Genomic DNA, 7,250 nt, shown 5'->3' with positions numbered 1-7,250 from the left:
GCGTGAGGCCCGGGCCGGGGAGTCGGGCGCGGGGCCGCGCCCGGTCCCCCGGTCCGGTCGCGGCCCCGCGGGCGTCGAGCTCGGTCACGGGCAGCAGCCGCCGGCGGCCTTGGCCTGCGCGGCAGGGCTTGCTTCGGCCGTGTCCGGGTTCGCGCAGCAGGTGCTGCCCTTCTGCTTGGCCATCGACTCGGCATCGGCCTTGACGACGTAGACCTCCCAGGGTTCCTGGCCCGGACCGTGGACCCAGACCTTGTCCTGGAGGGCGTAGCAGCAGGTGGTGTCGTTCTCGACGTCGGTTGCCAGGCCTTGGTCGGCGAGGCGGGTGGTGGCGGCGTGGACGGCGTCGGTGGTGTCGACTTCGACGCCGAGGTGGTCCATGCGCGTGTCGTCGTCGGCGGTGCCCTGGACGAGGACGAGTTTGAGCGGCGGGTCGGCGATGGCGAAGTTGGCGTAGCCGTCGCGGAGTTTGGCCGGCTCGGTGTTGAAGAGCTTGCTGTAGAAGGCGATCGAGGCCGCAAGGTCGGGGACGCGCAGAGCGAGTTGTACGCGGGACATGACGTTCCTCCTGACACGGGATGGACACGCCCCGGCCTGTCGGCCGGGGCGCGGGAGTTCATCAGCCGCAGCAGCCACCCGACGCCGTGTCCTCGGCGGCCGGGGCCGCCGAGGCGGCGGTGCCGATCTGGACGAGCGCCGGGGCGGGGGCGCAGCAGCCGCCGTCGGTCTGGCCGGCGGTGGGGTCGTCGAAGAGTCCGGCGCCGCCGCACACGCCGGTCTCGGGGAGGGTGAGTTCGACGCGGTCGGCGGCTTCGAGGTCCCCGGCGATGGCGGCGGTGACGGAGCGGACCTGCTCGTAGCCGGTCATGGCCAGGAACGTCGGGGCGCGGCCGTAGGACTTCATGCCGACCAGGTAGACGCCCTGTTCGGGGTGGGACAGCTCCTGGTGGCCGTGCGGGTACACGGTGCCGCAGGAGTGCTGGTTGGGGTCGATGAGCGGCGCCAGTTCGACGGGTGCCTGGAGGCGCTCGTCCAGGCCGAGGCGCAGTTCGGACAGGAACGACAGGTCGGGACGCAGACCCGTCAGGACGATGACCTCGTCGACCGCGTCGAGGCGGCGGCCGTCCTCACCGACCAGGACCAGGCGGCCCTCCCCGTCGGGTTCGACGGCGTCGGTGCGGAATCCGGTGACGGCGTCGGCGTATCCGTCGTCGACGGCGGCCTTGGCGGCCAGGCCCAGCGCGCCGCGGGCGGGGAGCTGGTCGGCGCTGCCGCCTCCGAAGGTGGAGCCGCCGATCCCGCGGCGCAGGATCCACACGGCCCGGGTGCCGGTCACGTCCTTGGCGAGGGCGGCGAGGGCGGCCAGCGCGGTGAACGCCGAGGCACCGGAGCCGATGACCGCGGTGCGCTTGCCCGCGTACCGGGTACGGACGGCGGGGTCCTTGAGGTCGGGGATGCGATACGAGATGCGGGCCGCGGCGGCGTGCTCGCCCAGGGCCGGGAGGCCGTCGGCGCCGATCGGGCCGGGGGTGGACCAGGTACCGGACGCGTCGATCACAGCCCGGGCGAGGATCCGCTGCTCGGTACCGTCGGCGAGGGCGATGCGCACGGTGAAGGGCTGTTCGTCACGGTCGGCGTCGACGATCCGGTCGCGGCCCTGGCGGGAGACGCCGGTGACGGTGGCGCCGTAGCGGACCTTCTCACCCAGGACGTCGGCGAGCGGCTGCAGATATTGCTCGGCCCAGTCCCCGCCTGTCGGGTAGGTGTCCGCGTCGGGCTTGCTCCAGCCGGTCGGCGCGAGAAGCTTCTCGGCGGCGGGGTCGGTGAGCTCGCCCCAGGTCGAGAAGAGCCGCACGTGCGACCAGTCACGGACCGCGGTGGCGGCGGCGGGCCCGGCCTCCAGGACCAGCGCGTCGATGCCGCGTTCGGTGAGGTGGGCGGCGGCTGCCAGCCCGGTGGGGCCGGCGCCGATGACGACAACCGGACGGTCTGCAGTGGTGGTCATGGCGGTGATGTCCTCCGAGACACGCGACCCGACAGGCCGCTATTTCGATCGATGTCGATATTCTCACCTTGCCACTCGGTATCGACGAGTGTCAACATAGACGTATGTCGAAGTCTGAGGTTGTGGAGCTGCCGGTCCTGGACACCGGTGTGGTGACGCCGTGCTGCCCGCCGATCACCGCCGGGGAGCTGTCACAGGAGGACGCGGAGAAGATGGCCGCGATGTTCAAGGCCCTCGCGGACCCGGTGCGGCTGCGGCTGTTCTCCAAGGTCGCCTCGCACCCGGGCGGCGAGGCGTGCGTGTGCGACATCTCCGACGTCGGCGTCTCCCAGCCGACGGTCTCCCACCACCTGAAGAAGCTCAAGGACGCCGGGCTGCTCACCTCGGAGCGGCGCGGGACCTGGGTCTACTACCGGGTCGAGGCGTCCGTGCTCGCGGGCATGGGCCAGCTGCTGACGCTGCCGGCGGCCTGACCAGCAGCCGGGAACGAGCTGGAATGCACGGCGGGGCGAGCGCGGCTGTCGTGCCGCCGGCTCCTGAGCATGCCGCCGCGGTGCTGGCGATCTACCATGCCGGGATCGATGAAGGCAACGCCACCTTCGAGACGCGGGCGCCCGCCTGGGAAGTGTTCGACGCGCTGGTTTCCGGGTCATCGGCACCCGCGAGCGGATGGGCCGTCGGTACGGCCGGGGGCGCGACGTCGTCCTGATGGGACGCCGCAGCCCTGTCATCGGCTGACCCACCCTGGTGCGTGCCGCGCATCAGGTGAGCGTCTCGACGGCGTAGAGGGCGCCGACGCCGGCGGCGAGCGTGCCGAGGAGCAGGCGCAGTGCCTTCTCCGGAAAGCGTGGCTGGAGGCGGGCGCCCAGGTAGCCGCCGATCAGCCCGCCCACCCCGCAGGCGAGGCCGAGAAGCCAGTGCGGTGCGATGCCCCCGGAGCCGGTGAGCGACAGGAGGACGTAGGCGGCGGCGCCGACGACAGAGGTGGCGAAGGTGGCGGCCAGGGCCGCCGGTGCGACCCTCCCCACCGGCATTCCGCGCCCGACAAGAATCGGTCCCAGCAGTGATCCGCCGCCGATGCCGTAGATCCCGCCGACCACTCCCACGGCCAGAGCCAGGCCGGTGACCGCGCGCGGCGAGGGCCCGTCACCTGAGCGTGCCGCCTGCGGTGCGGGAAGAAGGGTCCGGACGATCAGCCAGGTCCCCAGCGGGAACAGGAACAGTGCGACCAGCGCCTTGAACGCGGCCGGACCCGGGACGGCGAACACGCGGATGACCGCGCCGACGATGACACCAGGCAGGGTGCCCAGGACCAGCCGGCGCACGAGCGGGCCGTTCAGAGATCCGGTGCGGCGGTAGCGCAGGAGTGCGCCCGGGCCGGCAACTACGTTGTAGAGCAGGTTGGTCGGGGTCACGGCGGGGCTCGGCACCGCGAACACGCTCAGCTGGACGGGCAGCAGGAAGACGGCTCCCGAGACACCCACCGGCGCGGTGACGACCGCGATCACCAGGCCTGCTGCCAGACCGGCCGGCCCTGTTCCCCACTCCACGGCCGTCAACGCCGGTCGATGTGCAGCGCGAGGCGCGATTCCTGGACCGCTCGCGGACGCGGTCCAGGACGGTCGAAGTACGCGTCAGCCGACCCCAAGACCGACCGCCAGTGTCAGTTCGAGGACCCGGTGTGGCGACGCGAGATCCGGAAACAGCTCCCGCAGCTGCGACATCCGGTACCGGACCGTCTGGGGATGGACGAACAGCGCCGCCGCCACCTCGTCCCGCCTGCCCTGGTGCAGCAGCCACGCCCGCAACGTCTCCTCCAGCCGCCGTGCGGTCGCGACAGGCAAGGTCCGCAACGGTGCGAGGGCTCGGGCACGCAGGTCTGCGAACGCGTCCACGTCGGCGCTCAGCACCAGCGCGGGCAGGTGGTCCTCGGTGTCGCGAATGTCGGAGGAGAGGGAGCGCGCGCGTACGGCTCGTGCGTACGAGGCGGACGCACGCGTCCATGGCCGGGCCGGGCCGGCCACGGCGGTGCGGTCGGTCAGCTGCCGCAGGAGATGTGATCGGTCGGCATCGGGGACGAGCAGCACACCGGTGGCATCCGGAAGATCGTCGAGGACGAGGGTGCTCGGGTCGAGCGCGCGGTAGGCGGGCCGGGCCTGGTCGGCGGGCAGCAGGACCGCGGTGAGCGAAACCGGAGGCTGCCACCCGGCCCGTTGGACAGAGGCCAGCAGCACGTCCGGGCTCGCGCCGGCGAGGAGGTCGCGGGCCAGGTGTTCCAAGTGTCGCTCGTGGGCCCTGCCCCGGGCGGCGAGTTCGTCGGCGTGGCCCGCGGCGCTCGCGGCGGAGAGCTCGTCGATGTAGGCGAAGGTCAGCTCGGCGAACTTGGCGACCTCGGCGGCGGGCAGACCTGCGGGTACGGCACCCGCCGCCAGGCATCGCCAGGCCACACGGGCGCCGACGCGGTAGGCGCTGAGCAGGGCGTCCATCGAACGGCCGTCGCGCACCTCGCCGCGGCCCAACTCGTAGGCCGCGTCACCGCCGTCGCCGCCCGTGGCGTTCCCGCTCGCGAGGTCCAGGTAGTGCCCCAGGGCGGTGCGGACAGCTCGGCGGATGGTGGCGCCCATACGGCCCGAAAGGGCGTTGGCGTAGGGAGGAACCTCGTCGATGATCGCCTGGACGACCTCGTCGGCGGTGGTCGTCAGCGCGGCCCGAAGTGCGGTGACCGTCGCCTCATCCAGAGCCAGTTCGGTGGCTCTGCGGAGTGCATGGCTCATATTTTTGTTCCCTGCGAACAATTCAGCCGACCAGATTTACGTCCTGCGGTCAGGACTTTACGCCCTCAGGCACAGCAAGCTGGAGTCATGACGAGTGCAGCCCTCCGCAGCAGGGCGTGGAAACTGCTGGAGATGGTCACGACGCCGCTGCTGCCGTCGGACTACCTCGACCTGGTCAGCCCGCTGCGTGCGGGCGCTGACCTGCGTGGCCGCATCGAGGCCGTGCACCCCGAGACGGGTGACGCCGCGACCGTCGTGATCAGGCCGGGGCGGGGCTGGCGCGGCCACACGGCCGGGCAGTACATGCGGATCGGGGTCGACGTCGACGGGGTGCGCCTGTGGCGTGCCTACTCCATCACCTCGCCGACAGACCGCCGGGACGGCCGCGTCACGATCACCGTGAAGGCGATCCCGGACGGCAAGGTCAGCAACCACCTGGTCCGCAAGGCGAAACCGGGCACACTGATCCAGCTCGACCAGCCGACCGGTGACTTCGTGCTGCCGCAGGCCAAGCCCGCCAAGGTGCTCTACCTGACGGCCGGCAGCGGCATCACGCCCGTGATGGGCATGCTGCGCGACACCGAGTTCGACGACGTCGTCATGGTCCACTGCGCGCCGCAGCCGCACGACGTGATCTTCCGCAACGAACTGCACGCCCTGGTCGCGGACAAGAAGCTGCGGCTCACCGAGGTGCACACCGACACGGACGGCATGCTCGACATCGCCCGTCTCGACGAACTCGTGCCCGACTGGGCCGAGCGCGAGACCTGGGCCTGCGGGCCCGCGGGCCTGCTCGACGCCGCCGAGAAGCACTGGAGCGAGCACGGCGTCCCGGAGCGTCTGCACACCGAACGCTTCCGCCCCAGCATCGTCGTCGCCGGCGACGGCGGCGAGGTCACGTTCAGCGTCACCGGCAAGACCGTCGACGCGGACGGCGCCTCGCCGTTGCTGGACATCGGCGAGGAGGCCGGCGTGCTCATGCCCTCCGGGTGCCGCATGGGCATCTGCTTCGGCTGCGTCACTCCGCTCAAGGCGGGCGCCGTCCGCGACCTGCGCACCGGCGAGATCACCGAGGCCGAGCCGGGCGTCCTCATCCAGACCTGCGTGTCCGCCGCGGCGGGCCCCTGCGACATCGAACGGTAGGAGCACCTTGACCGCCATCGACCCCACCGCCCACCTGACAGCGGAGCAGATCGAGGAGCTGGGCCGCGAGCTGGACGCGATCCGCGACGAGGTGATCGCCGGCCGAGGCGAGAAAGACGCCGCCTACATCCGCAAGGTCATCTCGGCTCAGCGCAAGCTCGAGCTGGTCAGCAGGAGCGTGCTGCTGTTCTCGATCTTCCCGCCCGCGTGGCTGCTCGGCACCGCCGGCCTGTCCGTGGCGAAGATCATGGACAACATGGAGATCGGCCACAACATCCTGCACGGCCAGTGGGACTGGATGCGGGACCCGAAGATCCACTCCACCACCTGGGACTGGGATCACGTCTCGCCGGCCGATCAGTGGAAGCACTCGCACAACGAGTTGCACCACACGTACACCAACGTGATCGGCAAGGACAACGACCTCGGCTACGGCATCATGCGCGTCGACGAGGACCAGAAGTGGCACCCGTTCCACCTCGGCCAGCCGCTGTGGAACTTCCTCAACGCCTGCTTCTTCGAGTACGGCATCGCGGCGTACGACCTGGAGCTCGGCAAGAACCTGCACAAGCGCCGCCGCAAGAACCCGGAGTTCCGGGCGCGGGCCAAGGCCGTGGGCCGCAAGATCCGCAAGCAGGTGCTCAAGGACTACGTGATCCACCCGGTGCTGTCGGGCCCGTCGTTCCTCCCCACGCTCGCCGCCACGTTCACCGCGAACCTGGTCCGCAACCTCTGGACCCACTCGGTGATCATGTGCGGGCACTTCCCCGAGGGCGTACAGGTCTTCGAGCGCCGGTCGATCAGGAACGAGACGCGCGGCCAGTGGTACCTGCGTCAGATGATGGGCTCGGCGAACATCAGCGGCAGCAAGGCCATGCACTTCATGTCCGGCAATCTGTCGCACCAGATCGAGCACCACCTGTTCCCGGACCTGCCGAGCAACCGGTACGCCGAGGTCGCGGTGAAGGTGCGCGCGCTGTTCGAGAAGTACGAGCTGGAGTACGTCACCGGCCCGCTGCCCAAGCAGGTGTTCTCCGCGTGGCACAAGGTCTTCCGGCTCTCGCTGCCGAACAAGAAGCCCAAGGTCAAAGCGCCGGACCGCGAGCAGGCACTCGTCGCCGCCTGAGTCCCGGTATCGATTCGGATCTCCCGGCCGTCCCGGCGGCACCGCCGGGTTCGGTGGGATCCGTTGAGATCGGTCACCGTTCGCGGCGAGGCCACGCCGGAGGCCCGCCCGCCCGGCTTCGACGCCGCGGCCCACAAGGAGCGCAACACCGTCGAGCGGTGCGTTGTCCGACCAAGCAGTGGCGCGGCCTCGCCATGCGGACGGA

7 protein-coding genes and 1 pseudogene are annotated in these 7,250 nt (G+C 71.0%); 4 read left to right on the top strand and 4 right to left on the bottom strand.

The window, feature by feature from the left end:
• Positions 1 to 84: 84 nt before the first annotated feature.
• Positions 85 to 555 (bottom strand): ArsI/CadI family heavy metal resistance metalloenzyme, encoded by a 471-nt coding sequence (locus tag ACF07B_RS09030; protein WP_392178357.1) that lies wholly within the window; start codon positions 553 to 555, stop codon positions 85 to 87.
• 61 nt (positions 556 to 616) lie between these two features.
• Positions 617 to 2,002, bottom strand: coding sequence for an FAD-dependent oxidoreductase (locus ACF07B_RS09025; RefSeq protein ID WP_392178356.1), 1,386 nt, complete (start codon positions 2,000 to 2,002; stop codon positions 617 to 619).
• Between the two features lie 104 nt (positions 2,003 to 2,106).
• Between ACF07B_RS09025 and ACF07B_RS09020 the strand changes: the two genes are divergently transcribed.
• The gene (locus ACF07B_RS09020) at positions 2,107 to 2,475 is read left to right on the top strand and encodes a metalloregulator ArsR/SmtB family transcription factor (RefSeq protein WP_369481678.1); all 369 of its coding nucleotides are present in this window, start codon (positions 2,107 to 2,109) and stop codon (positions 2,473 to 2,475) included.
• A gap of 23 nt (positions 2,476 to 2,498) precedes the next feature.
• Positions 2,499 to 2,639, top strand: a pseudogene (locus tag ACF07B_RS09015) (N-acetyltransferase); the annotation flags it as partial.
• A 124-nt stretch (positions 2,640 to 2,763) separates the two neighbouring features.
• Here ACF07B_RS09015 and ACF07B_RS09010 read toward each other — a convergent pair.
• Positions 2,764 to 3,552: a sulfite exporter TauE/SafE family protein gene (locus ACF07B_RS09010; RefSeq protein WP_392178746.1), complete on the bottom strand. Its 789-nt coding sequence runs from the start codon at positions 3,550 to 3,552 to the stop codon at positions 2,764 to 2,766.
• Between the two features lie 84 nt (positions 3,553 to 3,636).
• On the bottom strand, positions 3,637 to 4,776 hold the full coding sequence (locus ACF07B_RS09005; RefSeq protein ID WP_369481679.1) for a PucR family transcriptional regulator: 1,140 nt from the start codon (positions 4,774 to 4,776) through the stop codon (positions 3,637 to 3,639).
• 87 nt (positions 4,777 to 4,863) lie between these two features.
• Here ACF07B_RS09005 and ACF07B_RS09000 point away from each other — a divergent pair, with 87 nt between their 5' ends.
• Complete coding sequence (locus ACF07B_RS09000) at positions 4,864 to 5,919, top strand: ferredoxin reductase (RefSeq protein WP_392178355.1); 1,056 nt, start codon at positions 4,864 to 4,866, stop codon at positions 5,917 to 5,919.
• Positions 5,920 to 5,926: 7 nt separating this feature from the next.
• Positions 5,927 to 7,045: a fatty acid desaturase family protein gene (locus tag ACF07B_RS08995; RefSeq protein WP_392178354.1), complete on the top strand. Its 1,119-nt coding sequence runs from the start codon at positions 5,927 to 5,929 to the stop codon at positions 7,043 to 7,045.
• Positions 7,046 to 7,250: the final 205 nt, after the last annotated feature.

The organism is Streptomyces sp. NPDC015532 (assembly GCF_043078065.1).
Classification (GTDB): domain Bacteria; phylum Actinomycetota; class Actinomycetes; order Streptomycetales; family Streptomycetaceae; genus Streptomyces.
This window is presented reverse-complemented; position numbering and strand designations above follow the sequence as displayed.